The 26,986-nt window shown below is 66.7% G+C and carries 27 protein-coding genes; 14 read left to right on the forward strand and 13 right to left on the reverse strand.

Annotation, left to right across the window (positions count from 1 at the left end; all coding sequences use genetic code 11):
- Positions 1 to 46: 46 nt before the first annotated feature.
- The 5 genes from KHN96_RS03775 to KHN96_RS03795 form a co-directional block, all read right to left on the reverse strand.
- A complete protein-coding gene (locus KHN96_RS03775) occupies positions 47 to 514 on the reverse strand; it encodes a universal stress protein (RefSeq protein ID WP_045218795.1) in 468 nt (155 codons plus the stop codon).
- Positions 515 to 593: 79 nt separating this feature from the next.
- Positions 594 to 1,475, reverse strand: coding sequence for a LysR family transcriptional regulator (locus tag KHN96_RS03780; protein WP_115044597.1), 882 nt, complete (start codon positions 1,473 to 1,475; stop codon positions 594 to 596).
- 39 nt (positions 1,476 to 1,514) lie between these two features.
- Positions 1,515 to 1,826, reverse strand: a complete 312-nt coding sequence (locus tag KHN96_RS03785) for an AtuA-related protein (RefSeq protein WP_045218789.1) — start codon at positions 1,824 to 1,826, stop codon at positions 1,515 to 1,517.
- Between the two features lies 1 nt (position 1,827).
- Entirely contained in the window at positions 1,828 to 3,171 is a 1,344-nt protein-coding gene (locus KHN96_RS03790) for an acyclic terpene utilization AtuA family protein (protein ID WP_062738086.1), read from the reverse strand.
- Between the two features lie 4 nt (positions 3,172 to 3,175).
- Positions 3,176 to 4,474 carry a CitMHS family transporter gene (locus KHN96_RS03795; protein WP_045218785.1) on the reverse strand — a complete coding sequence of 433 codons (1,299 nt, stop codon included), beginning with the start codon at positions 4,472 to 4,474 and terminating at the stop codon, positions 3,176 to 3,178.
- Between the two features lie 185 nt (positions 4,475 to 4,659).
- On the opposite strand from KHN96_RS03795, the gene KHN96_RS03800 reads away from it, so the two are divergent.
- Together KHN96_RS03800 and KHN96_RS03805 are read left to right on the forward strand one after the other, a co-directional pair.
- A complete protein-coding gene (locus KHN96_RS03800) occupies positions 4,660 to 5,208 on the forward strand; it encodes an RBBP9/YdeN family alpha/beta hydrolase (protein WP_062738087.1) in 549 nt (182 codons plus the stop codon).
- A 47-nt stretch (positions 5,209 to 5,255) separates the two neighbouring features.
- Positions 5,256 to 7,619 (forward strand): heavy metal translocating P-type ATPase, encoded by a 2,364-nt coding sequence (locus tag KHN96_RS03805; protein WP_062738088.1) that lies wholly within the window; start codon positions 5,256 to 5,258, stop codon positions 7,617 to 7,619.
- 15 nt (positions 7,620 to 7,634) lie between these two features.
- On the opposite strand, the gene cadR is transcribed toward KHN96_RS03805, so the two are convergent.
- The 3 genes from cadR to leuA form a co-directional block, all read right to left on the reverse strand.
- Positions 7,635 to 8,111: a Cd(II)/Pb(II)-responsive transcriptional regulator gene (gene cadR, locus KHN96_RS03810; RefSeq protein WP_045218780.1), complete on the reverse strand. Its 477-nt coding sequence runs from the start codon at positions 8,109 to 8,111 to the stop codon at positions 7,635 to 7,637.
- An 18-nt stretch (positions 8,112 to 8,129) separates the two neighbouring features.
- On the reverse strand, positions 8,130 to 8,516 hold the full coding sequence (locus tag KHN96_RS03815; RefSeq protein WP_045218778.1) for a four-helix bundle copper-binding protein: 387 nt from the start codon (positions 8,514 to 8,516) through the stop codon (positions 8,130 to 8,132).
- Between the two features lie 126 nt (positions 8,517 to 8,642).
- Entirely contained in the window at positions 8,643 to 10,355 is a 1,713-nt protein-coding gene (leuA, locus tag KHN96_RS03820; RefSeq protein WP_062738089.1) for a 2-isopropylmalate synthase, read from the reverse strand.
- A 631-nt stretch (positions 10,356 to 10,986) separates the two neighbouring features.
- Here leuA and KHN96_RS03825 point away from each other — a divergent pair.
- From KHN96_RS03825 to KHN96_RS03845, 5 genes are all read left to right on the forward strand, one after another.
- Positions 10,987 to 11,445, forward strand: a complete 459-nt coding sequence (locus KHN96_RS03825; RefSeq protein ID WP_045218774.1) for a (2Fe-2S)-binding protein — start codon at positions 10,987 to 10,989, stop codon at positions 11,443 to 11,445.
- A gap of 20 nt (positions 11,446 to 11,465) precedes the next feature.
- Positions 11,466 to 13,718 carry a xanthine dehydrogenase family protein molybdopterin-binding subunit gene (locus tag KHN96_RS03830; RefSeq protein WP_062738090.1) on the forward strand — a complete coding sequence of 751 codons (2,253 nt, stop codon included), beginning with the start codon at positions 11,466 to 11,468 and terminating at the stop codon, positions 13,716 to 13,718.
- Positions 13,719 to 13,827: 109 nt separating this feature from the next.
- Positions 13,828 to 14,262, forward strand: a complete 435-nt coding sequence (locus KHN96_RS03835; RefSeq protein WP_045220309.1) for an organic hydroperoxide resistance protein — start codon at positions 13,828 to 13,830, stop codon at positions 14,260 to 14,262.
- Positions 14,262 to 14,870, forward strand: a complete 609-nt coding sequence (locus tag KHN96_RS03840; protein WP_062738091.1) for a nucleotidyltransferase family protein — start codon at positions 14,262 to 14,264, stop codon at positions 14,868 to 14,870. Before KHN96_RS03835 ends, KHN96_RS03840 begins: the two co-directional genes overlap by 1 nt.
- A gap of 650 nt (positions 14,871 to 15,520) precedes the next feature.
- Positions 15,521 to 15,724 (forward strand): hypothetical protein, encoded by a 204-nt coding sequence (locus tag KHN96_RS03845; RefSeq protein ID WP_082062863.1) that lies wholly within the window; start codon positions 15,521 to 15,523, stop codon positions 15,722 to 15,724.
- A gap of 47 nt (positions 15,725 to 15,771) precedes the next feature.
- Here the strand turns inward: KHN96_RS03845 and KHN96_RS03850 are convergent, their stop codons facing one another.
- On the reverse strand, positions 15,772 to 18,438 hold the full coding sequence (locus KHN96_RS03850) for a putative bifunctional diguanylate cyclase/phosphodiesterase (RefSeq protein ID WP_062738092.1): 2,667 nt from the start codon (positions 18,436 to 18,438) through the stop codon (positions 15,772 to 15,774).
- 438 nt (positions 18,439 to 18,876) lie between these two features.
- Here KHN96_RS03850 and KHN96_RS03855 point away from each other — a divergent pair, with 438 nt between their 5' ends.
- From KHN96_RS03855 to KHN96_RS03870, 4 genes are all read left to right on the forward strand, one after another.
- Positions 18,877 to 19,143, forward strand: a complete 267-nt coding sequence (locus KHN96_RS03855; protein WP_145997143.1) for a hypothetical protein — start codon at positions 18,877 to 18,879, stop codon at positions 19,141 to 19,143.
- A 90-nt stretch (positions 19,144 to 19,233) separates the two neighbouring features.
- The gene (locus KHN96_RS03860; RefSeq protein ID WP_045218763.1) at positions 19,234 to 19,524 is read left to right on the forward strand and encodes an H-NS histone family protein; all 291 of its coding nucleotides are present in this window, start codon (positions 19,234 to 19,236) and stop codon (positions 19,522 to 19,524) included.
- A gap of 96 nt (positions 19,525 to 19,620) precedes the next feature.
- Complete coding sequence (locus KHN96_RS03865) at positions 19,621 to 20,358, forward strand: GntR family transcriptional regulator (protein WP_045220302.1); 738 nt, start codon at positions 19,621 to 19,623, stop codon at positions 20,356 to 20,358.
- Between the two features lie 259 nt (positions 20,359 to 20,617).
- Positions 20,618 to 21,688 carry a porin gene (locus tag KHN96_RS03870; RefSeq protein WP_062738093.1) on the forward strand — a complete coding sequence of 357 codons (1,071 nt, stop codon included), beginning with the start codon at positions 20,618 to 20,620 and terminating at the stop codon, positions 21,686 to 21,688.
- A gap of 115 nt (positions 21,689 to 21,803) precedes the next feature.
- Here KHN96_RS03870 and KHN96_RS03875 read toward each other — a convergent pair whose 3' ends face one another.
- From KHN96_RS03875 to flgA, 4 genes are all read right to left on the reverse strand, one after another.
- Positions 21,804 to 22,502, reverse strand: coding sequence for a LuxR C-terminal-related transcriptional regulator (locus KHN96_RS03875; RefSeq protein WP_082062864.1), 699 nt, complete (start codon positions 22,500 to 22,502; stop codon positions 21,804 to 21,806).
- Between the two features lie 470 nt (positions 22,503 to 22,972).
- On the reverse strand, positions 22,973 to 23,434 hold the full coding sequence (locus KHN96_RS03880; protein WP_045218757.1) for a flagella synthesis protein FlgN: 462 nt from the start codon (positions 23,432 to 23,434) through the stop codon (positions 22,973 to 22,975).
- Positions 23,435 to 23,546: 112 nt separating this feature from the next.
- A complete protein-coding gene (gene flgM / locus KHN96_RS03885) occupies positions 23,547 to 23,867 on the reverse strand; it encodes a flagellar biosynthesis anti-sigma factor FlgM (RefSeq protein WP_045218755.1) in 321 nt (106 codons plus the stop codon).
- A 123-nt stretch (positions 23,868 to 23,990) separates the two neighbouring features.
- Positions 23,991 to 24,875: a flagellar basal body P-ring formation chaperone FlgA gene (gene flgA / locus KHN96_RS03890; protein WP_045218753.1), complete on the reverse strand. Its 885-nt coding sequence runs from the start codon at positions 24,873 to 24,875 to the stop codon at positions 23,991 to 23,993.
- A 348-nt stretch (positions 24,876 to 25,223) separates the two neighbouring features.
- Between flgA and flgB the strand changes: the two genes are divergently transcribed.
- The 3 genes from flgB (at position 25,224) to KHN96_RS03905 (ending at position 26,939) form a co-directional block, all read left to right on the forward strand.
- A complete protein-coding gene (gene flgB, locus KHN96_RS03895; RefSeq protein WP_045218751.1) occupies positions 25,224 to 25,679 on the forward strand; it encodes a flagellar basal body rod protein FlgB in 456 nt (151 codons plus the stop codon).
- 158 nt (positions 25,680 to 25,837) lie between these two features.
- Positions 25,838 to 26,245, forward strand: a complete 408-nt coding sequence (gene flgC / locus KHN96_RS03900; RefSeq protein ID WP_045218750.1) for a flagellar basal body rod protein FlgC — start codon at positions 25,838 to 25,840, stop codon at positions 26,243 to 26,245.
- Between the two features lie 37 nt (positions 26,246 to 26,282).
- Positions 26,283 to 26,939, forward strand: a complete 657-nt coding sequence (locus KHN96_RS03905) for a flagellar hook assembly protein FlgD (protein WP_062738094.1) — start codon at positions 26,283 to 26,285, stop codon at positions 26,937 to 26,939.
- Positions 26,940 to 26,986: the final 47 nt, after the last annotated feature.

Raw genomic sequence — 26,986 nt, forward strand, 5'->3', positions numbered from 1 at the left:
AAGTTGCATAGTGAGGGGGTTCAAAAAACGTGTGCCTTCGGTGCCTTCAGTTGGTGGCGTGTTCCGGGTGCTGCGCACGTACCACGATGACGGTGCGGCGCGATAGTTTGGTGGTCCGCTCCGCCACGCTGCCGAGCAGAATGCGCGCGAGCCCATGCTTGCCCTGCGATCCGACGACGATGGTGTCGGCCTGCCAGCGCACGGCGTCGTGCTCCAGCGCGCTGCCGATGTCGTCATCGACGGCGCTTAGCATCAGCACATCGGTTTCGATGGCAACGCCGTCGGCTTGCAGCGCGCGATGCAGTTCGGCCAGGGAGTGGTCTGCCGTCTGGCGTTCGGCCTCGCGGAGTTTATCGACGTCGTAGATCTCCCGCGCCTCGGGCATGCGCGGGCTGCCGATGGCCCATACGACACGCAACCGCCCGCCGAATGCCTTGGCTAGCGCGGCAGCCTGGTCGACGGCGAGTTTGGCTTCGTGGCTGCCGTCAAAGCCGGCAAGGATGCGTTGATACATGATGCGCTCCGGGCGTTCGGGATGCTTTTGACTGTAGCAGCCTGGGTGGCCCAGCGGGATGCGCCTGGTCAAGCTGCCATCACATCCGCGCGGCGGTGTGCGCGGGGTGCGCGAACAACAGGTCCAGCAGCGCCTGGGCCGCTACCGACAGGCTGCGCCCGTCGCGCCGGATCACATACAGGGTGCGTACCAGCCCCGGCAATGGCAGTGGCCGCACCACCAGCTCGGGCAGGCGGAACTGGAACAGCGCCAGCGCGGGAATCACCGTAATGCCGAGGTTGGCCGCCACCAGCGCGGCCGCCGTCGCCAGGTGCTCGACTTCCATGCCGCTGCGCACCTTGGTCGGGTGCAGGGCTGCATCCAGGTATTGCCGGATGCTCGTGTTGCGCGCGAGGTGGATGAACGGCACATCGACCAGATCGCCGACGCTGAGCGCGGGCTTGCGGGCCAGTGGATGGTCCTGGTGGCAGACGAGGTGGAAGTCGTCTGCGCAGAACGGTTGGGCGGCAAGCCCGGCCATGTCGGCGCCCATGGCGGCGATGGCGAAGTCTGCCGCGCCGCGCCGGACCATGTCGATGCACGGGTCGGACAACTGGTCGTGCAGCGCGAGCTGGATGCCCGGATGCTGCGCCGAGAATACGGCCAGCACGCCCGGGAGGATGCCCGCCGCGATCGACGGCAGCGCGGCCACCGTCACGCGGCCCGTGCGGGCGGCTGCCCGGTCGCGCAGGTCAGCGAACGTGGCTTCGAAATCGGCCAGCAGGCGCAGCGCGGATTCCGCAAAGGCTTCGCCCTCGGGCGTGAGTTCAACGTGGCGCGTGTTGCGGTCGAACAGGCGCACGCCGGCATCGGCCTCCAGGTTCTGGATCAGGGCGCTGAAGGCCGATTGCGACAGGTGGCAGGTCTGCGCGGCCTGCGTGAAGTTCTTGTGCTCGCGCAGCTGCTTGACGGAGAGGTTCATGGGCATGCCGACGGATAGGCCGCCAGCTTATCGCGGAACCTACGCCGGAACCTCCAGCGTGAGCAGCGCGCTCGAGAGCGACTTGCCATGCGCATCCAGCGCCAGCGAGCGCGTCACGCCGCCGGCCAAGGCGCCGTGCAGCACGAAGTTCAGCGCGCCCAACTGCGGCAGCACGTGGCGCTCGACATGGCCGGTGACGAGTTCTGCGAAATGCGCGCGCACGCGCTCGGCCGTCACGTGCTGCTCCAATGCGGCAAAGTCCTCCGCACGATGCGCGATGACGGATATGCAAGAGATGTCGCCCTTGTCGCCGGCGCGGGTGTGGGCGAGGTCGCGAAGCAGTCGGCGCATGTCAGCTCTCCAGGATGTGCACGGCGTGCGGAGCGAGTTCCGCAGGGATCAACGTCGAGGCCACGGCGATGATCTCGCGCGCGCTTTTCGTTGCGCCGCCGCCGCCCGAGGGGCCGCAGGTCAGCAGCGTTTCGACTTCGTTGCCGATGCGCACGGCTTCGGCCATCGATTCGGTGCGCGCGGCCACGCGCACGCGCACCTCGTACGGTTCGGCGTCCGCGCGAGAGAGGGCCGCGCCATGCAGGGCATCCACGCCGATCAGCTCGAAGCGCGTCTGCGTCGTCTGCACGCCTGTGAGCGCCAGGCGCTCGCGCACGATGTCGAGCGCCAGCCGCCCGCGCGCCACGGCGTTGGGGCCGGCATAGCTGATCTGGCCCTCGCCGATGTAGCTGTCGAGATAGCCGATCGACACTTTCAGCTGGCCGGTACGCGGCGCGCCCGTTGCGCCTTCGATGACGACGCGGTCCTGGCCGGCGGTGCGCATGCGGACGTTGGAGAAGTCGGCCACGACGTCGGGCGTGAGGTAGCGCGCCGGGTCGTGGATCTCGTACAGCAACTGCTCCTTGCACGTGGCCTCGGTCACGATGCCGCCCGCCGTGGGCACCTTCGTGATGAGCACCGATCCGTCTTCCCCGACTTCGCCGATGGGGAAGCCCAGGCGCGCGAGACCGGGCACGTCCTTGACGCCCGGGTCGGCGAAGTACCCGCCGGTGATCTGCCCCGCGCACTCGAGCAGGTGGCCGGCCAGCGTGCCGCAGCCGAGGCGGTGCCAGTCGTCCATGCGCCAGCCGAAGGCGTGGATGAGCGGTCCGAGTGCCAGCGCCGGATCGGCCACGCGCCCGGTGACGACAACGTCCGCGCCTTGCGCCAGTGCATCGACGATGCCCTGCGCGCCAAGGTACGCATTGGCCGAGACCATGCGCGCACCGAGCGAGGCGACCGGCGCGCCGCCGTCCATGAGCGTGAAGTCATGGCCGCGTGCCCGCAGCAGGTCCAGCACGTCGTCGCCGGTGACGGCCGCCACGCGCAGCTTGAGGCCAAGCTCGCGGGCGATGTCGAGCGTGCGCCCGGCCGCCGCCTGCGGGTTGGCCGCACCCATGTTGGTGACGATGCGGATGCCGCGCGCCGCGCAGGCCGGCAATACGGCCCGCATGCGCGCTTCGAGCAGCGGGTCGTAGCCGTGCGTCGGGTCTTTGCGGCGCACCTGCTGTGCCAGCGCGATGGTGCGCTCGGCCAGGCATTCGAACATCAGCACGTCGATGTCGCCGTGCTCTGCCAGTTCCAGCGCCGGTTCGATGCGGTCGCCCGAGTATCCGGCGCCGCCGCCGATACGAAGTTTGTTCATGCCATCACCACGGAATCACGCCCAGCACCACGGCCGCAATCGTCATCAGCAGCGTGGCACCGAACAGGAAGGGGATCGAGAATTTCTGGTGGTCGGCCAGCTCGATGCCGCACAGCCCCACCACCAGGAAGGTCGCTGGCGTGAGCGGGCTCACCGGGAAGCCGGTGGTCATCTGGCCGAGCACGGCGGCCTGCGCGACATGCACCGGCGCGACGCCGAGCATCTTCGACGCCTCGGCCACCACCGGCAGCACGCCGAAGTAGAACGAATCCGGATCGAACAGCAGCGACAGCGGCATCGACAGCACGCCCAGCACCACCGGAATGTGATGCGCCATGGCGGGCGGGATGAAGTCCACCGCCGTCCTGGCCATCGCCGTGAGCATGCCCGACTTGCTCATGATGCCGGTGAACACGCCCGCCGCGAGCAGGATGCTGGCCATCATCAGCGCGGCCTTGGCGTGGGCGTCCACCCGCTGGCGTTGCTGGTCGACGTTCGGGTAATTGATGAGCAGCGCGGCCACCACGCCCAGCATGAACATCACCACCGGGTCGACCTTGCCGCTTACCATCACGCCCATCACGACGACCGTGAGGATCAGGTTGATCCAGAAATTGCGCGGGCGGCGCAGCGCCTGCTCGGCGTCCGACAGCGGGCGTGCGACGACCTGCGCGGCGCCATCGTGGTGGGCGAGGCCGAGGCGTTTCTCTTCACGCTTGCCCAGCAGCCACGCACACACGAAGACGAACACCAGCCCAACGGCCTGCACGGGGATCAGCGGATTGAAGATGTCCGTCACCGGCATGTGCAGCGAGGCGGATGCGCGGATCATCGGCCCTGTCCACGGCAGGAAGTTCACGCCGCACGCCATCGACGTCACGCATGCCAGGATGCGCCTGTCCATCCCGAGCCGGTCGTACAGCGGCAGCATGGCGGGAATGGTGATGAGGAACGCCACCGCGCCCGAGCCATCGAGGTGGATCAGCAGCGCCAGCAGCGCCGAGCCCACCACGATGCGCGGCGGACGGCTGCCGACCGTGCGCAGGATGCGGTCGATGATCGGGTCCAGCATGCCGGCGTCCGTGACGATGCCGAAGTACAGGATGGCGAAGATGAACATCCCGGCCACCGGGGCGACATCCTTGATGCCCCCGATGATGAACTTGCTGGTGTTCAGCCCGAAGCCGCCGATGAGCGCGGCAACGATGGGAATGGCGATGAGCGCGACCAGCGGCGACATGCGCTTGGTCAGGATGACGACGAACAGCGCAACGATGGTCAGCAGCCCGAGCAGTGCGAGCATGGTCTCCTCCGCGTTTTGGATTCGGAATCCCTGTTGGCGGGATTTGTCGGCGACTGTAGAAGCTCGCGATCTGCCTGTGAAACGGAATATTTGGATGAATTATGCGGATCCGCCGATGAATCCATCCGACGCGGTCGGCGGATTCGCGGCAGAATGGAGCGTCCAAACTTGCTGCTGGAGTGCCCGTGAGCGCCACCCCCACCGTCCTGATCCTCCCCGGCTGGCAGAACTCCGGCCCCGAGCACTGGCAATCGCGCTGGGAGCGCCTGCATGGGGATCGCCGTGTCGAGCAGCGCGACTGGTTCACGCCCAAGCGTGCGGATTGGGTGGCGGCGCTCGAGGCCGAAGTCAGCGCGGCGCCGGGCGACGTGGTGCTGGTCGCGCACAGCCTGGGTTGCGTGCTGACGGCGCACTGGGCGGCCGCATCGCCGCGCGCGGTGCGCGTGCGCGGGGCGCTGCTGGTGGCGCCGCCGCAGCTCGATCGCGCCGACATGCCGGCGGAACTGGCGGACTTCCGCCCCATGCCGCAGCAGCGCCTGCCGTTTCCTTCCGTGCTGATCTTCAGCACCGACGATCCGTACAGCGACGCCGGCTGGAGTGCGCGCCAGGCGGCCGCGTGGGGCGCCGAGCCGATCGCCCTGGGCCCGCGCGGCCATATCAATGCCGAGTCCGGCCTGGGCGACTGGCCGGAAGCCCGCGCCATCGTCGCCAAGTGGACGAAAGACCTTATCTGAGAGGTGGGCTTGACCCTGAAGCTTCTTCAGGGTTTTGAATGGAGGGCATGAAACCCGATCTCGCCTCCACTCTGACTGTCCACGACCACGCCGCCAAGCCGGAAGCCGCCGCTTGCGGGGGTTGCTGCGGCCACCAGCCGCCGGTCGCAATGGACACTTCCCGCCACGCACACGATCACGGCCACGATCACCACGATCATGGCCACGCGCACGCAGCCGCGGCGCTCACCGATGACACCGCCCGCGCGGCAGCCACGGGCCGCACCACCGTGCGCATCGAGCAGATGGACTGCCCGACCGAAGAGCGCATGATCCGCGCCAAGCTGGGCAGCGCCGATGGCGTGGTCGCGCTGGATTTCAACCTGCTGGAGCGTCACCTCACGATCCACCACACCGTGGACGACGTGACGCCGTTCCTCGAAGCCCTGCGCGCCATCGGCATGGACGGCGAGGTGCTCGAACAGCACGGTCGCACGGCGACCGCGCCAGTGCCGCCGGCCGGCATTTCGCGCCGCACGTGGTGGCTGGGCGTGGGCGGCGTGGCGGCGTTCGCTGCGGAGGCCATTGCGTGGTCGCTCGGTGACCATGCGTGGCCGGTGCTGGGGCTGGCGCTCGCCTCCATCGCGCTGGCCGGCGGCCCGACGTTGCGCAAGGGCTGGATCGCCCTGCGCGCATTCACGTTCAACATCAACTTCCTGATGGCGGTGGCTGTGATCGGCGCGCTGCTGATCGGCAAGTGGGCCGAAGCGGCCATGGTGATCTTCCTGTTTGCCGTGGCCGAGGCGATCGAAGCGCGCGCGCTCGTACGTGCCCGCGATGCCGTGCGCGCGCTCACCGCCATCGCGCCCGATACCGCGGAACTGGCCGATGGCGCCGGCGGCTGGCGCGACGTCGCCGTCGGGTCGGTCGCCATTGGCGCGCGCCTGCGTGTGCGCACAGGCAGCCGCGTCCCGGTCGATGCGCGCGTCGTGAGCGGCCGTGCGGCGCTCGATGAATCGCCCGTCACCGGCGAGAGCCTGCCCGTCGAGAAGGCCGTCGGCGACACCCTCCTCGCCGGCACCATCGTCACCGACGGCGTGGTGGAGGCGCAGGCCACGGCCGTGGCGGCCGACAGCACGCTCGCCCGCATCGCCGGGGCCATCCAGGAGGCGCAATCACAGCGCGCGCCCACGCAGCGATTCGTCGACAGGTTCTCGTCCGTCTACACGCCCGCGGTGATGTTGCTGGCGCTGGCCGTGGCCATCGTCGGCCCGCTGGTGACGGCCGACGGCTGGCTTGCCTGGACGTATCGCGCGCTGGTGCTGCTGGTGATCGCCTGCCCCTGCGCGCTCGTGATCTCGACGCCCGTGACGGTGGTCAGCGGTCTGGCCGCCGCCGCGCGGCGCGGCATCGTCGTCAAGGGCGGCGTCTACCTGGAAAGCGGACGCCGCCTGCGCGCGCTGGCGCTGGACAAGACCGGTACGCTCACCGCCGGCCGGCCGATGCTCGATGCGGTGGTACTGCCCAACGGCGAACGCCGCGCCGTCGCCGCGCTGCGTGCCGCAACCGACCGCGAACACCTGCAGGCGTTGGCCGTCGCGGCTGCACTGGATGCCAACACCACGCACCCGATCGCCGTGGCCATCGTGCAGGCGGCTGCCCAGCACGGCGGCGTGGACGCGGCTTCCGTCGAGGATCTGTCGGTGCTGCCGGGCCGCGGCGTGGCGGGCACGCTCAACGGCGTGCGCTGGCACCTCGGCAATGCCGCGCTGGTGGCGGATCGCGGCTTGGACACGCCGGCCTGGCGCAGCGCTGCGGAATCGCTGCAAGCCGAAGGCATGTCGGCGGTCACGCTGTGCGATGCGAATGGTGCCGTGGCGCTTTTCGGCGTGCGGGACCGCGAGCGTGCGCAAAGCGCCGAGGCCATCGCCGCACTGCGCGCGCTCGGCGTGACACCGGTCATGCTGACCGGCGACGATCGCCGGGCCGCGTGGGCCATCGCCAGGACAGTCGGCATCGAGAACGTGCACGCCGAACAGCTGCCTGCCGACAAGCAGCGTGTGGTGGGCGAACTCGCCGCGCAGCACGGCTTTGTCGGCATGGTGGGCGACGGCATCAACGACGCCCCGGCCCTCGCGCGCGCCGACATCGGCTTTGCCATGGGAGCGGCCGGCACCGCCACGGCGCTCGAAGCCGCCGACGTTGCCATCATGGACGACGACCCGCGCAAGCTCGCGAGCTTCATCCGCATCAGCCGTCGCACGGTGGCCGTGCTGCGTCAGAACATCGTGCTGGCCCTCGGTATCAAAGCGGTGTTCCTGGCCCTGGCCGTGATGGGCGACGCCACGCTGTGGATGGCGATCTTTGCCGATGTGGGCGCGAGCCTGCTGGTGGTGTTCAACGGCTTGCGGGTGATGCGCGCGCGCGTTTGAAGGCCGGGGGCGCCTTCAGCGATGCACGCCCCGGATGTGCTTGTGCGCGTGCTCGGCTTCGCCATGATCGTGCCCGTGCCCGGCGTGGTGGCCGGCGACCGCTTCCTCGTGCAATGACTGCAACACGCCGCACTCCGCCACCGACGCGGCCCTCGTACAGCGCCGCCCGATCGCCTCGATCTGCCGCTTCAGATCGTTCAACTCGGCAATGCGCGCTTGCACATGGCGCAGATGCTCGTCCAGCAGGCTGTTGATCTCTTCGCACGAGGCCTGCGGGTTGGCTTGCAGCTCCAGCAGCCGGCGGATCTCGGTGTGCGCCATGTCGAGCGACCGGCACTTCGCGATGAAGGCCAGCTGCTCGGCATGCTCGGGCGTATAGACGCGATAGTTGTTGGCAGCACGTGCGGGCGGCGGCAGCAGGCCCTGCGCTTCATAGAAGCGGATGGTCTCGATGCTGATGCCCGTGCGCTGGGCGAGTTCGCCAATTTTCATACGCGTTGAAAGGAATGGTCAGAAGACGGTCGGTTCAGCCGTGACGGATTCCACGCCAGCGACCTTCAGACAGGCGTCCATGCACGCGCGGCAGGCGGCTGCGCAGTCCACGCAGTGCCCCTGCTCATGATGGTCGCATTCTTCTGCGCACTGGCTGCAGATTTCGGCGCAGTCTTCCAGCAGCAGTTCGGCAAATTCGCTGTTCCGCTCCAGGAACTTGCGGGTGAGCGCGCAGTATTGCCCGCAGTCGGTGCACACGCTGATGCAGCGCGCCATGGCCGCGGCGTGCCCATTCTTGCTGCATTCCGCCGCGCAATGATTGCAAGCGTTTTCGCACGCCTGGAGCGCCTGGATCACACTGGCAAAACGCTTGGCATTCTCTTTCGCGGTCGGACGATTGGTCATGTCGGTTCTCCTTTTGGGCAGTGGATGTGCGCGCAGGGGCGCTTCGAAGAGCTGCGCCGGGGAATCGCCCGAACGCACCTCTCCAATTTAGCAACTGGCGCTCCACTGTGTGGGCCGACGTGTGCCTTAAGCGGCTTGTGCCTCGTTCTTGCCGCTGCGCAGCATGCCGCTGCCCGCGTGGGTGATCAGCCGGTTGACGCCGCCCACCACCGCGCGGATCGACGCGGTGGTCAGGTTGGCATCCACGCCCACGCCGAACACGCTGCCGGCCACGCCCGGCGCTGCCACTTCCGCGAAAGCGATCGCGTCGGCATTGGCGCCTTGGCCCAGTGCACGTTCTTCATAGTGGTGGATCGACACGGGTGCCGTCAGCACGTGCGACAGCGCATGCACGAGCGCATCCAGCGGCCCGTTGCCCACGCCTTCGCAGATGTGCTCACGATCGGCAATGTTGACGACCAGGCGGATGTGCTGGCTGCCGTCTTCCTGCTCGGTCAGGCGGTGCGACACGTAGCCGATTGCGCCATCGCTGCGCAGATACGTCTGCTGGAACAGTGCCCAGATGTCGGCGGCGGTCACTTCGCGGCCGCTTTCGTCGGTCAGCTTCTGCACGGTGCTGCTGAACTCCACCTGCAGGCGCCGCGGCATCGCCACGCCATAGCCCGATTCGAGCAGGTATGCGATCCCGCCCTTGCCCGACTGGCTGTTCACGCGAATGATCGAGTCGTACGTGCGGCCCACGTCGGCCGGGTCGATCGGCAGGTACGGCATTTCCCAGATGGCGTCGGGCTTCTGCACGGCAAAGCCCTTCTTGATCGCATCCTGGTGCGAGCCCGAGAACGCCGTGAACACCAGGTCGCCCACGTACGGATGGCGCGGATGCACCGGCAGCTGCGTGCAGTCTTCGCACGTGCGGGCCACGTCGTTGATGTGCGAAAAATCCAGGCCCGGATCGACGCCCTGCGAATACAGGTTCAGCGCGAGTGTGACGAGGTCCACGTTGCCGGTGCGCTCGCCATTGCCGAACAGGCAGCCTTCCACGCGATCGGCGCCGGCCATCACCGCCAGTTCAGCCGCTGCCACGGCCGTGCCGCGGTCATTGTGCGGATGCACGGAGAGGATGATCGAATCGCGGCGCGCCAGGTTGCGATGCATCCATTCGATCTGGTCGGCGTAGATGTTTGGCGTGGCCATCTCCACCGTGGCAGGCAGGTTGAAGATGATCTTGTGCTCGGGCGTCGGCTCCCAGACTTCGGTCACCGCGTTGCAGACCTCCAGCGCAAAATCCAGCTCGGTGCCGCTGAAGACTTCGGGGCTGTACTGATACGTCCACTGCGTCTCGGGCATCGTTTCCGCAATCTCGCGGATCAGCTTGGCGCTTTGCACGGCAATGCGCTTGACGCCTTCGCGGTCGGTGTTGAACACCGTGCGGCGGAACACCGGCGCGGTCGCGTTGTAGACGTGGATGATGGCGTGTTTGGCGCCGCGCAGCGATTCCATCGTGCGGCGGATCAGGTCTTCGCGGGCCTGCGTGAGCACTTCGATGGCCACGCCGTCGGGGATGTGTCCGCCCTCGATCAGCTCGCGGACAAAATCAAAATCGGTTTGGGAGGCAGCGGGGAAAGCGGCTTCGATTTCCTTGAAGCCGATCTGCACGAGCATCTTGAACATGCGCATCTTGCGCTCGGCGTTCATGGGCTCGAACAAGGCCTGGTTGCCGTCGCGCAGGTCCGTGCTCATCCAGATCGGGGCACGGGTGATCGTCTTGTTGGGCCAGGTGCGATCGGCGAGGGCGATGGCGGGGAAGGGGCGGTACTTGGTGGCGGGGTTCTTCAACATGGTGCGTGCGTCCTGTGAGATCGAGATCGGTTTCGTACAACGACGGGGACGGCCGCGCGGGCAGCGTCCGGGGTGGCCGGAATCGGGTTCGGGAGGTGGCGGCCAGACAGCCACGGGCGCGTGGTCTGGCAACCGGTTGGTAGTCGTAGCGAAAGCGGGATCGAGGCAGGCATGAGAAAGCTCCAACGATTCGGCGCACGGACTGCGCCACACACAAGGCCCGTCGCCGCTCAGGGCACGGACCGGTCAAACACCGGAACGAGGGGGAAAGAGAGGTCTACGCGCTTACACGGGTAGTAGAGAAGCGGATAGCAGACCGCGCACGCACGAGAGGGTGCGGGCAGGAGCGGTACGGAGGATGGTCTGCTGAGAATGCATCCGGCGATAGTGATGGGGAGGGCGGGGTGTTGTCAAGCTGCCTGGGCGGATTCCGGACGGCTTTTTTGGGCACATGAACCACCAGATCCAGAGCCGACGAAAACGTGTGCAGCCAGCCAGAAGCCATGTGATGTGGCGCCAGCAGAACCCATCCGAACCTGCTTTAATACACCCCGTCCATACCGCCAGCCCGCTATATCGAAGGCGTCATAACGGTAAGACTCCCCTCACGCCCCACAAGGAGAATCCCCCAATGGTCACGTTGAACATCAACGGCAAACCGGTGGAAGTCGATGCGGATCCGTCGACCCCGCTGCTCTGGGCGTTGCGCGACAACCTGGGCCTGACCGGCACGAAGTTCGGTTGCGGCGTTGCGTCGTGCGGTGCCTGCACGGTGCACCTGAACGGCCAGCCCACGCGCAGCTGCGTGCTGCCGATTTCCGCAGTGGCGGGCCAGCAGATCACCACGTCCGAACACATCGCCGACGACAAGGTCGGCAAGGCCGTGCTTGAGGCGTGGGTCAAGCATGACGTGGCGCAATGCGGCTACTGCCAGAGCGGCCAGATGATGAGCGCGGTCGGCCTGCTGCGCAGCAAGAAGAAGCCGACCGACGCCGATATCGATGCCGCGATGGCCGGCAACCTGTGCCGCTGCGCGACGTATCAGCGGATTCGCGCGGCGATCCACGACGCTGCGAAGTCGCTGGCGTAAGCCCCACCGGAGAACCCACGATGCGTATTCGAAACCTGGAAGCGCTGGCCGGTGGCGGCGCGCAACATCAGCCGGCAACTGCGGATGCCGGCGCTGGGGCTACGGTGGCGCTCGACCGCCGCAGCTTTCTGAAACTCACGACGCTGGCCGGTGGCGGGCTGGCACTCGGCATTGCGCCCGCACTGGCCGGCGCGCAGGACGCGAAGGCCAAGCCGCCTTCGCCGCCGCAAGCGTTCATCATCATCGCGCCGGACAACACCGTGACGGTGGCCGTGAACCGGCTCGAGTTCGGGCAGGGCGTGCATACCGCGCTGCCGATGGCGCTGGCCGAAGAACTCGACGTGGACTGGCGCAACGTGCGCGGCATGCTCGCGCCGGCGGGCGATCCATACAAGGACCCGGGCTTCGGCATCCAGATGACGGGCGGCTCGACCGCGCTGAACCATTCGTTCCAGCAATATCGCGAGCTGGGCGCACGTGCGCGCGCGATGCTGATTGCTGCCGCGGCCGAGCGCTGGAAGGTCGACCCGTCGACCTGCCGCACGGTCAACGGCGTGGTCACGTCGGGTAGCCATCGCGCGACGTACGGCGAGCTCGCGCAGGCCGCGATGGCCCTGCCGGTGCCGGCGCAGGTCACGCTGAAGAACCCGTCGCAGTTCCGCATCGTCGGCAAGCCGACGCCCCGCCTCGATGCGCGCGCGAAGCTCGACAGCTCGCTCAAGTTTGGTCTGGACACGCGCTTGCCCAACATGAAGGTCGCGGTGCTGGCCCGCCCGCCGCGTTTTGGCGGCAAGGTGGCCAAGTACGACGCGGCGGCGGCCAAGGCGGTGAAGGGCGTGGTCGATGTGCTGCAGATCCCGACCGACCGCGGCGGCACCGGCGTGGCGGTCATTGCCGATGGCTACTGGCCCGCCAAGATGGGCCGCGACGCCCTGCAGGTCACGTGGGAAGACGCCGGCTCGACGGTGTCCACGCCCGCGCTGATGGAGGAATACCGCAAGCTCGCGGGCCAGCCCGGCACGGTCGCCAAGACCGCCGACGTGAGCGGCATTGCATCCGCGCCCACGCGCATCCAGGCCGACTACGAGTTTCCGTACCTGGCGCACGCGCCAATGGAGCCGCTGAACTGCACGATCGACCTGCAGCGCGACGGCGGCAAGACGACCGGTGCCAAGGTGTGGGTCGGCTCGCAGTTCCAGACCATCGACCAAGGCGCGATCGCCAAGGTGCTCGGCGTGGCGCCGGACAAGATCGAGCTCAACACGATGATGGCCGGCGGCGGCTTCGGCCGGCGCGCGATCACCACGTCGGACTATGTCGTGGAAGCTGCCAACGTGGCCAAGGCCTACGCGGCTGCCGGCCACAACGGCCCCGTCAAGGTGATCTGGAGCCGCGAAGACGACATCCGCGGCGGTTACTACCGGCCGATGCACCTGCACCGCGTCAGTGTGGGTGTCGACAACAGCGGCAAGGTGGTTGGCTGGGATCACGTGATCGTCGGCCAGTCGATCCTCAAGGGCACGCCGTTCGAGGCCTTCATGGTCAAGAACGGGGTGGACGAGACCATGGTGGAGGGCGTGATCGAGAACCACTATGGCTTTCCGATGCAGCTGACGGTGCATCACCCCGACGTGAACGTGCCGGTGCTGTGGTGGCGCTCGGTGGGCCACACGCACACGGCCTACGTGATGGAAACCATGGTCGACGAAGTGGCGCACGCCGCCCGGCAGGATCCGGTGGCCTTCCGCATGGCGCGCTTCACAGGCAAGGAACACGAGCGCCATCGCGCGGCGCTGCAGCTGGCTGTCGACAAGTCCGGCTACGGCAAGCGCAAGCTGCCGAAGGGCCAGGCGTGGGGCGTGGCGGTGCACGCGTCGTTCGAGTCGGTCGTGGCGTATGTGGTCGAGGTGTCGATCGACCAAGGCAAGCCGCGCGTGCATCGCGTGACCGCCGGCGTGCACGCCAACCGCGTGGTCAACCCGATGGGCGCCGAAGCGCAGATCCAGGGGGCGTGCTTGTTCGGCCTGGCGATGATCCAGCCCGGGTTTGCCATCGAAATCGAACACGGCGCCACCAAGAACAGCAACTTCACCGACTTCCCGCCCGTGCGCATGCCGGACGCGCCGCCGGTGAACGTGTTCTTCGTGCCGTCGGAAGACAACCCGACCGGCCTGGGCGAACCCGGCACGCCGCCGATCGCGCCGGCGGTGGCCAATGCCGTGTTTGCGCTCACCGGCAAGCGGCTGCGCAAGCTGCCGTTCGATACGGTGTGACCGTCATCCACGCGTGATGTGATTGGCGCCGGCATGCAGCAATGTATGCCGGCGTTTTACTGCGGAGCGTTTCTTGCTGCGCACGCTCTCTCACGAACCGGAGATCATCATGGCACTCAATATCCTGTACACCGCGCACGCCAAGGCCACGGGCGGCCGCAACGGCCACACGCAGACCGAAGACGGCCAGGTGTCGCACGACCTGTCGGTACCGAAATCGATGGGCGGCCCCGGCAAGCCCAATACGACCACCCCCGAAGACCTGTTCGCAGCCGGCTATGCCGCATGCTTCGGCTCGGCGTGCGACTTTGTGGCCAAGACCGTCCTCAAGCTCAACCCCACCAGCATCGAGATCCACTGCGACGTCGGCATCGGCACACGGCCCGAAGGCGGCTTCGGCCTGAAGGTCGGCCTGACCGCGCGCATCGGCGGGTTGTCGCAGGGCGATGCGGATGCGCTGGTCGCCAAGGCTCACGAGGTATGCCCGTATTCGAACGCCACACGCAACAACGTGGAAGTCACGCTCAAGACCGAGGTCGTCTGATGTCGCAGCGGCCTGTGGTGGGTGTCCTGCTGGCCGCGGGACGCGGCAGCCGGTTCGATCCGGCCGGCGCGGCCAACAAGCTGCTCGCGCCGCTGCGCGATGGCGTCACCGCCGGTACGCCGGTCGCGTTGCAGGCCGCGCGGCACCTGAAGCAGGCGCTGGACGATGTGGTGGCGGTGGTGCCCGCTGCCGCCACGCATGGGGCCCAGGTTGAGCGGCTGGCCGCGTTGCTGGCCGAGGCGGGCTGCGAGGTGCTGCGATGCGCCGACGCCGCGCGCGGCATGGGCGCCAGCCTGGCCGCCGGGGTGGCGGCCCGACCGCACGCCGGCGGCTGGGTCATCGCCCTGGCCGACATGCCGTGGATCGCCCCCGCCACCATCGCGCAGTTGGCCGGTGCGCTGGACGCGGGCCACTGCGTCGCACCGTTTTACGAGGGGCAGCGCGGGCACCCGATCGGCTTTGGCGCCGATTTCTTCGCGGGCCTGACGTCGCTCGATGGCGACGAAGGCGCACGGCGGCTGATCACGCCGGGCACGCTCATCCGCATCGATACGGACGATGCCGGCATCCTGCGCGACGTCGATACGCCTGGCGACCTGACGCGTTGATCCACCCTCGGTGCCAGTTCGGCTGGCTGGGGTAACGCCGGCGCTCTCTTGCCAGCCCGGTGGGGCCCAGAGTTTCCTGAACGGAACATCCATGGTTCCAATCATGGAACCACGAAAAAGGGACTGCACATGGGGGGGCTGTTGCAGACTGCGTATCCCGAACGGATCGACCGCCGTCTCCAGGCGCAATCGATCCTGCACGGACCACATCACCCCGCCCAGACTTGTCCACAGCAGCAGTCAAACCGGTTGCAAAAGCGTGTGCAACCGCTTGACGCGCAAGGAGTTGTTGCAGGATGTAACACCCCGTCACGATGTGGATAACTTGCGCTTGACACGGCAGCTTCCCGTGCTCGGCACGTTTGTCGAAAACCGTCAAGCCCTTTGTGATTTCTGGACTGGCGGCCATGGCCGGTTATGCACAGAACATGTGGATAACTCTGTGGGAAACCTTACCCGGCCCGCGTGGTGACGCGTTTGTGTCGGCGTTGCCCGCGAATTTGGCAAGGTGCGTCAGCGTTAAGGCATCTTCATTGCCGTCGGCGCGTGCAACGTCTGATTACAACTTGAAACAGCACGTTGTGCACTGGCTGGCCAGACTTTCGGTACGCGGTCGGTGATGGCAACCGACGCATTCCAAGGAGAAGAACATGATTCGGGTACTGACGACTCTGCTGGCCGGTGTGATGCTGCTGACGGCAACCGGCTGTGCCAACATGACGGCGCGCCAGCGCAATACAGCCATCGGTGCGGGCGTGGGCGGACTGGCCGGCGCTGCGCTCATCGGCGGTCCGGGGGCAACCTTGGGCGGTGCCGCACTGGGCGGTCTGGTCGGCAACGTGACGACGCGCTGATCGACGCCCGTCCACACAAGAAACGGACCTCCGCGGTCCGTTTTTTTTTATGCCCGCGCGCGGCTGTGCGAGCGTAGAAGCGCCTCCAGCGCCGGCACCTCCAGCGGCCGGCCGAAGAGAAACCCCTGCACTTCATCGCACGCGTGGGCCGCGAGGAAGGCCGACTGCTCGGCCGTCTCAACGCCCTCGGCCGTGACGGTCATGTTCAGCGCGCGGGCCATCGCGATGATGGTCTTGGTCAGGGCCACGCAGTCGGGTACCACCGGTACGCCGCTGATGAACGATCGGTCGATCTTGATGTTGTGGATCGGCAGGCTGCGCAGGTACGACAGCGAGGAAAACCCGATGCCGAAGTCATCCAGCGAGATACGCACCCCGCGCGCAGCGAGGCTCGTGAGCAGCCGCTGCGTCGACGGCCGGTCCGCCAGCAGCACGCTTTCGGTCAATTCAAGCTCCAGGCGCGTGGGCGCCAGGCCGGATGTCCTCAGCGCTTCGTCCACGTCCTGTTCGATGACGCCCGCATCGCACTGCCGCGCCGACACGTTCACCGCGATGCGTCCCGTAAAGCCGAACTCGCGCGCCCACGCCTGGCCTTGCGTGCACGCCTGCATCAGTGCCCAGCGGCCCAGCTCGAGGATGTAGCCAGACTCCTCTGCCACGTCGATGAACTCGGCGGGCGACACCGCGCCGAGCTCCGGATCCGACCAGCGCATCAGCGCCTCGACCGCGACCATCTCGCGCGACGCCAGCGCGTACTTCGGTTGATAGACCAGCCGCACCTGGCCGCGCGCGAGCGCCCTGCGCATGCGTTCGTTCAGGGTGAAGCGGCGCAGCATCTGGGTTTCAAGCGCACGCGAATACCGTGCGACGCGGTTGCGGCCCTGTTCCTTGGCCCGGTACATGGCCGCCTCGGCGTGCATGACGAGCGTGCCCGCGTCGCCGCCGTCTGCGGGAAAGACCGCCACGCCGATGCTGGCAGAGAGGTGCACTTCGCGCTGGTCGCCGGCAAAGGGCTTGGCCAGCGCTTCGAGCACCTGCCGCGCCAGGCCATCGGCTGCGGCCGGGTCTTCAATGGCGACGCAGAACCGGTCCCCGCCCAGGCGGGCCAGCAGCGCGCGCGGGCCGGCTGCGGCCCGCAGGCGCTGCGCCGCGGTGTTCAGGATCTGGTTGCCCGTGTGGTGGCCCATCGCCTCGTTGACCGTCTTGAAGTGGTCCAGGCCGATGTAGAGCAGCGCCAGTTCACCGCTGGCCTGCAATGCCAGCCGCGCATCGAGCCGCTCGACGAATGCGGCGCGATTCGGCAGGCCAGTGAGCGAGTCCTTGGTTTCAAGCAGGCGCAGCTGCTCGTGCGCCGAGCGCTCGGCCGTGATGTCGCTGAAGATGACCAGCACCGCGTGCGGCGAGGCGCTGTCGGGCGAGAACATCGGCAACACCGATTCGCGCAGCCAGACGACTTGCCCGTTGGTCGCCTGCACGCCCACCACGACGTTGCTGACGGCGCGTCCGGTGCGGGCCGCTATGGTCGACGGCCACGCGGCGCGCGGCAGGATGGTGCCGTCTTCGCTGAACATCATGTCGGAGAACGCGGCGCGCGGCCGCCCCTTCCACGACGCGCCGGACAGGCGAAGGATTTCCGCCGCGCTGCGGTTGTAAGACAGGACCCGCCCGTCAATCGACAGCGTCAACACGCCTTCGCTGAGGTGGTTGACCACAAGCCGATACTGGTCGCGCAACTCGCGGGTCTGGCGGTATTCGGTTTCGAGCCGCAGCAGTTTGACCAGTGCGGCGACATAGTGGCCGCAGGCGTCGCGCAAGGCTGCATCGCCGGGCGGTGTTGAATCCGGGGCGGGGTAGAACAGGCAGAGCAGATCTTCACCTGCCGCGATGCCACCGTGTTGGGCGGGGATGCGGCACAGCCAGGCAGGGCGTGCATCGGCCAGCGCGCCAGCCAATACCTCTCGCAATGCCGCGGGCACATTGGCGTGGCGCACCAGCTCGACCGGGGGCAGATCGTGCAGCAGGGGCGCCAGGCTCGCGAGGTCGGTGTCGAGCGTGTCGGGTGCCGGGCGCGTTGCAGATGCGGGCCGGGATGCCAACTGCGACCGTGCCGTCTGTGTGCCGTATAGCCTGGCACGCCCCGACACCACACGCACCACGACGCAGAGCGAGTTCGGCAACGTCGCTTCGATGGCCCTGAGCACCGCCTGCAGCCGCTCGCCTGGCGAGGTGCTCGACGGCAGTGTCGAGAGCAGGTAATCGAGGTGTTCATAGGGCAATGCTGCGCCAACGGTTTCAGCGCTGAGGATGCGTTCACCGGGTTTGCCCGGCATCTGCGCATCGAGCGGCAAGGGCAGGCCATGCACCACCACCTGCTGGGCCGGCAGGCCTTCGAAGCGGGTCGGGGTGACCGTCAGGCGGACGCGCACGGGGTCGGTCAGGGCGCCAAGCGCGATGGCCGAGACGAGCTGTGCTTGCGGCACCTGCGGCCCCTCCGGCATGGCGGGGTCGGCGTGGTCTGCGTCCGCAGCGGCAAGCCAGGCCGGAACATCCTGGAAGAAGCGGGAGAACGGCTCGCCCAGCAATTGATCGGCAGATGCCGCGTGCAACATGCAGACCCCCGCCGCATTGGCATACACGATGCGGCCCTCGAGCACGACATAGAGCGGAACGGGCAGGCTTTGCGCCGACAGCGGGTAGGAAAGTTCGTCTTGCATCCCACGCTCCAACCAATGGTATGGCCCACGAGATCTCGCCATGCACGGATCCGCGGCGCTGGGCCGGCGGAAGGGGAGACAACATTCTTCATGATGCGCAAAAGTCGTGCGTGGCGCAAAGTCTCGTTTGTGGCGAATACAACACTTTGATTGGGCTGTGTCCGCAGCCCACCCTTGTATTGCGACGTTCGGCCCGGCCCTGCGAGATCGAGGTCATGTGCGTGGCGTCGGTGTGTTCAATACGGTTTGACGTTTTTTTACCGTGCGGGAAAGTGGATTGATTGATCGCTGCGTAAGCTCCAATTCGCGCGGATATCAATAGGCACGTCTGTCGTCAAGCCGAAATGCGGGTGGAGGATTCCGCAGAACCTTCAAGGCGAAAAGAAGCCCCCTTGGCAAATTCGAGAATGCCGGCACGCCCGGGAATGCAAATCGCGCATGCACGGCACGCTCAAAAAGAACCACACCTGCGCCATTGAAACCACGCCACGAATTCGTATGCGGGAACGCGGTCCGACGATGGCCCTTGAGACAGCATCTGGCGTGCCAAGCCCGGGCGCCCGCGAGAGACGGGTGGTGTTCAACTCTGCTGCTATCGCTGCGGTCGTGGCCGTGCCGTTCTCTTGTACCGGTAAGCGCCGACTCGTGCGCCATGCCGGTTTTGTCGACGGCGCTAAGCCGCATGCTTTGAAGCTTCACAATTGAAAGCATTGAAATTTGATTTCAGTTGCGAATACAATTCGCCTAATATTCTGTCCACACCGGACTTCATACCGGTCTTTATCGGGAGCCCATATGGCGACATACAAGGAATTGATTGCACAAAAGGCCAAGCTGGAAGAACAGATTGAAATGGCGCGCGCCAAGGAACTGGAAGCCGTGATTCAGCAGGTTCGCCAGACGGTTGCCGAATATGGCCTGACGGCGGAAGATCTGGGCCTGGTCCCGCGCCGCGGTCGCCGCGCGGGCGCCAAGTCGCCGGTGCCGCCCAAGTATCGCGATCCGAAGACCGGCGCGACATGGTCCGGCCGCGGCCGTGCGCCGGCCTGGATCGGCAAGAACCGCGACAAATTCCTCATCGCCTGATCCGCATCCGGCGTACCGCACGGAGCAAAACGGCTCACCGCTCTGGTGGGCCGTTTTTGTTGGAGCGGGCGCCGCATGTTCCTGTATAACGCTGGCATGACGCCCCGCCTGCCCAAATACCTCGAACTGGCCGACCGCATCCGGCTGGACATCCTGCACGGCAACCTGCCGGCCGGCAGCATCGCCCCCAGCGAGAATGAACTGGCGCAGCGCTACGCCGTATCGCGGCTCACGGCGCGCCGTACGCTCAACGAGCTCGCCGCGCGGGGGCTGCTCAAGCGTGCACGCGGCCAGCGCAGCGTGGTGCTGGATTCCTCGGGGCCGCATCGGCCGGTGCTGTATGCGCGGGGGCAGTCTGATGCCGCGCTCGAATACGTGCCGGGCGCGGTCTACACCGTCAGCGCCTTCCAGCTCCGGCCGGCCGACGAAGCCGTTGCCGCGGCGCTGGAGCTCGAGCCCGGCGCGCAGGTCGCCTTCGTCGAGCGCCGTGCGCGCGTGGACGGGCAGACCATCATGCTGCTGCGCACGTGGCTGACCTCGAGCCTGGCGGCCATGCTCGAAGCACGGGACTTTGAAGACCGTCTTTTCGTGCAGGTGTTCCAGCGTGCCAACCTGACGATCACGCGCTCGCGCGAGGCGACGCTGGCGTGCCTGGCCGATGCCCACCAGGCTGACGCGCTTGGCGTGGCGGCCGGTGTGCCGCTCGTGCGCGTGCGCCGCATCGGCTATAGCGTGTCCGACCTGCCCATCTCCCTGACGTATTGCGATTTTTCGCCGGAGCGCTATCTGCGCGAAGTCGATCTGCGGGTGTTGCAGAACGACGAGCGGGCATGACCATGCTCCATCGCGCACTTGCGCCAGCACGGTGCAGAATCCGCGCCACACACCCCTGCGTTGGGACTTGTCTGCCACGGGTATTCAAGCTAGTCTGCGCCCCTTCCCGCGCAACGCATTGATTTGTGACATCCCGGCCGCCGTCACGGTATTGGCACGGCTGTTGCATTCGTTCGCGCCGTCTCAGCGGGGCAGGTTGAGCCGCCTGCCGCGCGAAGTCGATTCAACACAACGGAACCACAAGAGGGAGAAATCAACGATGCAACTCAAGCGACGTTTCAAGGTGGCCGCGGCGGGCCTGACCGCCGCCGCCAGCCTTGCCGCCGGCGCAGCGCAGGCACAGTCGTCCGTCATGCTCTACGGCCAGGTGGACGCCTGGGCCGGCGCAACCAAGAACCTCGGCGCATCCGATCGCGCCTGGGGCGTCAATTCGGGTGGCATGTCGACGTCGTACTGGGGCATGAAGGGCAGCGAAGACCTGGGCAACGGCCTGAAGGCGATCTTCACGCTCGAAGCGTTCTTCCGTCCCGACACCGGCAAGGTCGGTCGCTTTGACGGGGACCACTTCTTTGCCCGCAATGCCTTCGTGGGCCTGCAGTCGAACACGTGGGGCTCGATCAAGCTCGGCCGCAACACCCCGCCGTATTTCGTCTCGACGATTCTCTTCAACCCGTTCATCGATTCGTATACGTTCTCGCCGATGGTGTTCCACACCTACCTCGGCAACGGCCGTACGGGCACCGCCGGTATTTCGGGCCTGGTGGGCGATTCGGGCTGGGACAACTCGATCATGTATTCCACGCCCGATTTCAACGGGCTGACCGGCAACTTCATCTACGGGGCAGGCGAGCAGGCCGGCCACAACGGCCAGAACAAGTGGGGCGGCAACTTCCTGTACTTCCACGGCAACTTCGCGGCCACGGCGGCGTTCCAGCAGGTGCGCTTCGATGCGAGCCCCGGCGACCTGAACGCCCTGGTGACGGGCTTCTCGCGCCAGACGGCTGCGCAGCTGGGGGCGACATACGACTTTGGCGTGGTCAAGCTGTACGGCCAGTACCAGTACATCAAGAACACGATCAACACGGGCGACGCCAAGAGCAACGGCGGCCAGCTCGGCGTGTCGATCCCGGTCGGCCCGGGCAGCATCCTCGCGTCGTACGCGTACACGAAAACCAGCGGTGCAGTGGACGTGAAGCGCAATACGTGGGCGGTGGGGTACGACTACGCGCTGTCCAAGCGCACCGACGTGTATGCCGCGTATTTCCGCGACAAGGTGTCGGACCTGAGCTCGGCCGACACGTTCGGCGTGGGCATCCGCGCGAAGTTCTGAGCGGAGTCGTCTCGCTTTTCTTGTCATCTGCCGCCCGCGTGTCGACAGCGTGGGCGGGATATTCCAGCGGCGCCCCGATGTGGGCGCCGTTTTTTATGCGCGAAGGAAGACGGTGTCAGCCGGTGCGTGCCAGGCGCAGCGGCGTTTCTGCGCCGACCTGCGGACCGTTCAGCAACATGGCGCCGCGCTGCGTGGCGACGAACACGGCTTCGGTACGGCTGCGCACTTCGAGCCGCCGATAAAGCGCATTGATATGCGCTTTCGTGGTCGCCTCCGAGATATTCAGCATGCGGCTGATGGTTTTGACCGGATGGCCGCGGGAAAGCAGAACGAGTATCTCGTATTGGCGCTGCGTGAGTCCGAGCAATGCGCAGTCGTCATGGCCCCGGGGCGCGCCGGCCGCAATGGTTTCGGGCCGGGCCAACACGACGGACGCAGGCACATAACGGCCACCGGCCAGCACGAGTTCGAGTGCCGCCCCGATCAATTTGCCGGAATAGCTTTTCAGCAGATAGGCCGAAACATTCAATTGCATGAGCGCGCGCACGTGCGCAACCGAATCGTTTTCGCTCAGTACGGCGACATGCCGCGGATGCGGCTGCTGGAGCAACCGCGAGAGCGCCGGCAGATCGTCGATGCCCGGCAGCGGCAGGCCGATCAGGGCGAGTTCGGCGTCCGCATGCGCCGCGAGGTTTTCAAAAAGGTCTTCGTCCGGTTCGACGCTGACAACCTCGGAAATGGCCGGCAAGGATTGCAAGACGTGAGTCGCGCCGGCACGCACCAACGGGTGTGCCTCTACTACGATTGATTTCACTGCGCCGCCTGTCTGGTTATGGTTGTTTTTCCCATTTCCCGGAATCGCCGTCGCTGCGCGGATTTGGATCGGCGGGATCCAAAATCAATGCAAACGGGCTTGTGGAAACGCAATGGCGCGCGGCTTCGGTATATTTCCCCGTTCAACCGGCAGTCACCACGCAGCGGTGCCGCCGGGCCGAAACCTTGGCGCGCCAATCAGGCGCAATTTCCCTCCCGGTTTTTTGCTTCTTTATGTCGCCAGGCGCGGAGGATTAACCCCGCCAAAAATCGCAGAATAAATCCCCAGCATGCTTGTTGCACCCATCAATCGGATGTAAACCTTTTTGCTTATCCCGATCGGCGGTGTGCCAGACCCCTTATAGATATCAGGATCGGACGGCGGCAGCCAGCCCCACTTCATGCCCATTGACGTAAACGTCAAGCAGCGTTCGCGGGCCGTCAGGCGAGGAAACGGCAGGCGGGTGGCACCTATTCGGCAACGACCGAGAAGCGCGGCATCGAGAGCGGTTGCTTGCCGTCGCGGCCATAGGGTGTGCCGCCGCCGTTGTTGGCAGCGTGCAGGACTTGCAGCGCGTTCTGCGTGGCACGCAGGCGCAGGTCGATGAGGACGCCGTTGTCGAGGTTGCGCTGGCGCAGCGTGCGGGCCAGGGCCAGGTTTTCGTCGAACAGGCGGCTGGCGGCTTCGTCGGTGCGCAGGTATTTGACCAGCCCGTACGGATCGGCGCCGCCGTGTTGCGCCCACCAGAGGCGGCGTTCACGGTCGGCTGCGCCGAGGGCGGTGAGCTGCTGGTGCTTGGTCTGGGTAATGCGCTCGAGTTCGACCATGTCGCCGTCGCGCAACGCCTGCGCTTCGGCTTCCAGGGTCTGGTTGGCGGCGCGCAGCAGTTCCTGCTCGTCGGCCAGGGTGCGGATCAGCAGTGTGTTGTCCATGGGCGAGGCGACCTCAGCTTGGGCAGCCGCCGGCCGGCACACCGCCCCACCGCGTGCGGCCAGGGGCCGGCGGCGTCTTCAGGGTTGGAGGAGGCGCGACGGGAGTGTCCCGTCAGGCCTTTTTGCTTTGTGCCGAGAGCAGCGACTGGGCGTCGGAAAGCGCCGCATCGGCGATCTTGCCGGCGTCCATCTTCAGCGTGCCGTTCTGGATGGCATGGCGGATCTGCTCGACGCGCGCGGCATCGAAGTCGCCGCTGCCCACCTGGCGCGAGACCTGTTGGACTGACAGCGACGGCGCATCGCCGGTGTGGCGCGCCGTGCCCGCCGCTGCCGTGCTGGCGGCATGCGAGCCAGCGGCACGCGTCGACCCGGACGCAGTGTCCTTGGTCGGCGCAATCGCCGGGGCGTTGTTGACGATATGGTTGATTTTCACGGGTGTCTCCGAAGAGCGCGTTCATCCTAACACCCATATCGGCCAACCCCGCCCCAAACTTTAGCGGGCGTACTGCACGTCGCTTTGCAGTTTCAAAGTGATCGAGCAATCGCAATTCTCGGGTCAGAACTGGATGGCCACCACGCCCGCCGACTGCGCGATGCCCGAAACGACGTTGCCGTTGGCGGTACGCACCTGCGCCACCTGGCCGACTGCGGCCTGGTTCAGCGCCCGGCCGTCGCTCGTGACCTGGAATCCGCCACCCTCGGCAACCAGCTTGACGGTCTGGCCGGCCTGCACGGCGACCGGCAAGCGCAGGCTTTCGGCGCGCAGCGGCTGGCTGGCGGCCACGCTCGTGAGCAGCACGCGGCCGACCACGTCGGCGGGTTGCTGCACGACCGACGGCGGCAGCATCGACAGATCGCCGGTGCGGGCTTCCAGGTCGCTCATGTCGAGGGTCTTGCCCGGGGGCAAGGCGCGGGCGGCCACGTAGTACGTCCCTGTGATCTGGATGGTGGCCGGCACCCACGCCGCCCAGGCGTGCGGCGAGCGGCAGCGCACGCCCACTTGTATACGGCCGCGCAGGCGGTTGGCCGCGGGCAGCATCAGGTCGATCTGGTCGCACGGCTGGTTGGCGACGCGCGGGTCGACCGGGCCGACTTCGACCGATGCGCGCGGCGCACCGGTTTCGTTCGTGCCGCCCAGGATGTCCAGTTGCGACTGCAACTGCTGCTGGATCTGCATCTGGATGGCGTTCGGGCCCTGGATGGCGGTGGGCTGGCCGGCTTGCGACGCCCCCGGCATGGCGGCTGCGGCGGGCGCATACCCCACGCGCATCATGCCCTGCCCGTGCGCCGGCATCGGGCGCACGAGGCCGGCCAGCAGCCCCAGCGCGAGGATCACCAGCAGCAGGCGTCGCCCGGCGGCCGGCGGCATGGCCGCGGCCCGCGCGCGCCGCGCCGTCGCGAAAGTCGGGTGATCTGCCTCACGTGCAAACCGCTGTGGCATGGCAAGCCTCCATCAAAAGTCCAGTGGAGTGTAGCCACGCGCGCGGGGGCGCCAAATCCGGAAATGTCGGCCAATCCCCCCCTTATTCAGACGAATGCGGTTGCGCATCGGCCCCTAGACTTTGCAACGTGGTGAAGTCCCTGGCGTTGCGCGGCGGCTGTGCAGCCGGACCGTGCAACCTGCTCCGGTGCCTGGTTTTCCCGGCCGGCGTCGGGCCCGCAGGCAGGCCTTTGCCACTGAGGCTGCATGACGGCAACTCAGCAATACAGCGGTTTGGAGACGGCATCGGCGGTTTTGAAGGGGCTGCCGATGCCGCGTTCTCCATCCCACGGAACACGGAACACACACATGGTCGACAAGCTGGATCAGTTGTTCGGTTTTCAGGAGCAGGCGCTGCGGCTGCGTTCGCAGCGGCACCAGATCCTGGCCTCGAACATCGCCAATGCCGATACGCCCAACTTCAAGGCGCGCGATTTCGATTTTCAGTCTGCGCTGCAGAAGGCGGTCGGCCAGCACAGCGGCAACGCCCTGCCGATGACCGCCACGGCGGCCGGCCACCTGAACGTCAACGGTGCGCCCGCCGGCGAGGTGACACCGATGCAGGCATCGCTGTCGCAACAGACCAAGGCGCTGCAGGGCGAAGTGCAGTACCGCACGTCGCAGCAGCCGTCCATCGACGGCAACACGGTCGACATGGACGGCGAGCGCATGCGCTTTGCCGACAACACCGTGCGTTACGAGGCCGACCTGAGCATCGTGACGCAGAAGATCAAGTCGATGCTGGCCGCCATCCAGAGCAGCTAGCACGGCAACGTTGCAGGACGACCGCGCGGGTTGTGACGCGCGGCGAAAGAGGGGCGGGAGTGATGCGGCGCCCCGGGCCGGCAAGGTGCTGGCCCGGAGAGCGCCCACACAAACAGCGGATCTGATCCGACAACAGTTTCAAAGACAGCGGAATCGACATGTCGCTATTCAAGGTGATGGATGTGGCTGGCAGCGCGCTCACCGCGCAGTCCAAGCGCATGAACGTGGTGGCCTCCAACCTGGCCAACGCCGAGAGCGTGACCGGCCCGAACGGCACACCCTACCGCGCCAAGCAGGTGGTGTTTTCGCCCGCGCAGGAGTCTGACGACTACGCCACCGGCGTGTCGGTCGACCGCGTGGTCGAAGACACCGTCACGCCCATGAAGCGCATGCACCAGCCGGGAAACCCGCTGGCCGATGCCGACGGTTACGTGACCATGCCCAACGTGGACGTGGTGGACGAGATGGTGAACATGATTTCCGCCTCGCGCTCGTACCAGGCCAACGTGGAAGTCGCCAACACCACCAAGACGATGGCCTCCAAGGCCCTCACCCTGGGCCAGTAAGCGCTGTCAACGGGCGCCCGATACACAAGAGACCAACATGACCGTCAACTCCACCAGCAGCACCACAAGCACGACCAGTACCACCACCGGCAACCAGCTGGCCATCACCAACGGCAGCGATCTGCAGAACACGTTCATGAAGCTGCTGGTGGCGCAGCTCCAGAACCAGGATCCGCTCAACCCGATGGACAACTCGCAGATGACCTCGCAGCTGGCGCAGATCAACACGGTCAACGGCATCCAGCAGTTGAACACCACGATGTCGAGCATGCTGACGCAGAACGCGGCCACGCAGGCCTCGTCGATGATCGGCCGCACCGTGCAGGTGCCGACGAGCACCCTGACGCTGTCGTCGGGCGCCGCCAACTTCGGGGTCTCGGTGCCCAACGGCGCGGACGATGTCGTCGTCACCATCACCAACGCCGCCGGCGTGGCGGTGCGCACGGTGGACCTCGGCCAGATGACTGCCGGCAGCGGCAACTACACCTGGAACGGCAAGGACGACAAGGGCAACCAGCTTGCCGACGGCGCCTACAGCATCAAGGTGTCGGCGACGCTGGGCGGCAAGACCACCACGGCCAACGCACTGGGCCTGGACAAGGTGGCAGGTGTGACGATCAACAACGGCACGATGCAGCTGGTGCTCGCCTCCGGCGCGACGGCGCGGCTGTCGGACGTTGCTTCCATTCAGTAACGCATCACCGATCAGCAACGGGGACGGCCCCGCGCTTTTCATCTTCC

The sequence above is a fragment of the Ralstonia mannitolilytica genome, from assembly GCF_905397375.1.
Classification (GTDB): Bacteria; Pseudomonadota; Gammaproteobacteria; order Burkholderiales; family Burkholderiaceae; genus Ralstonia; species Ralstonia mannitolilytica.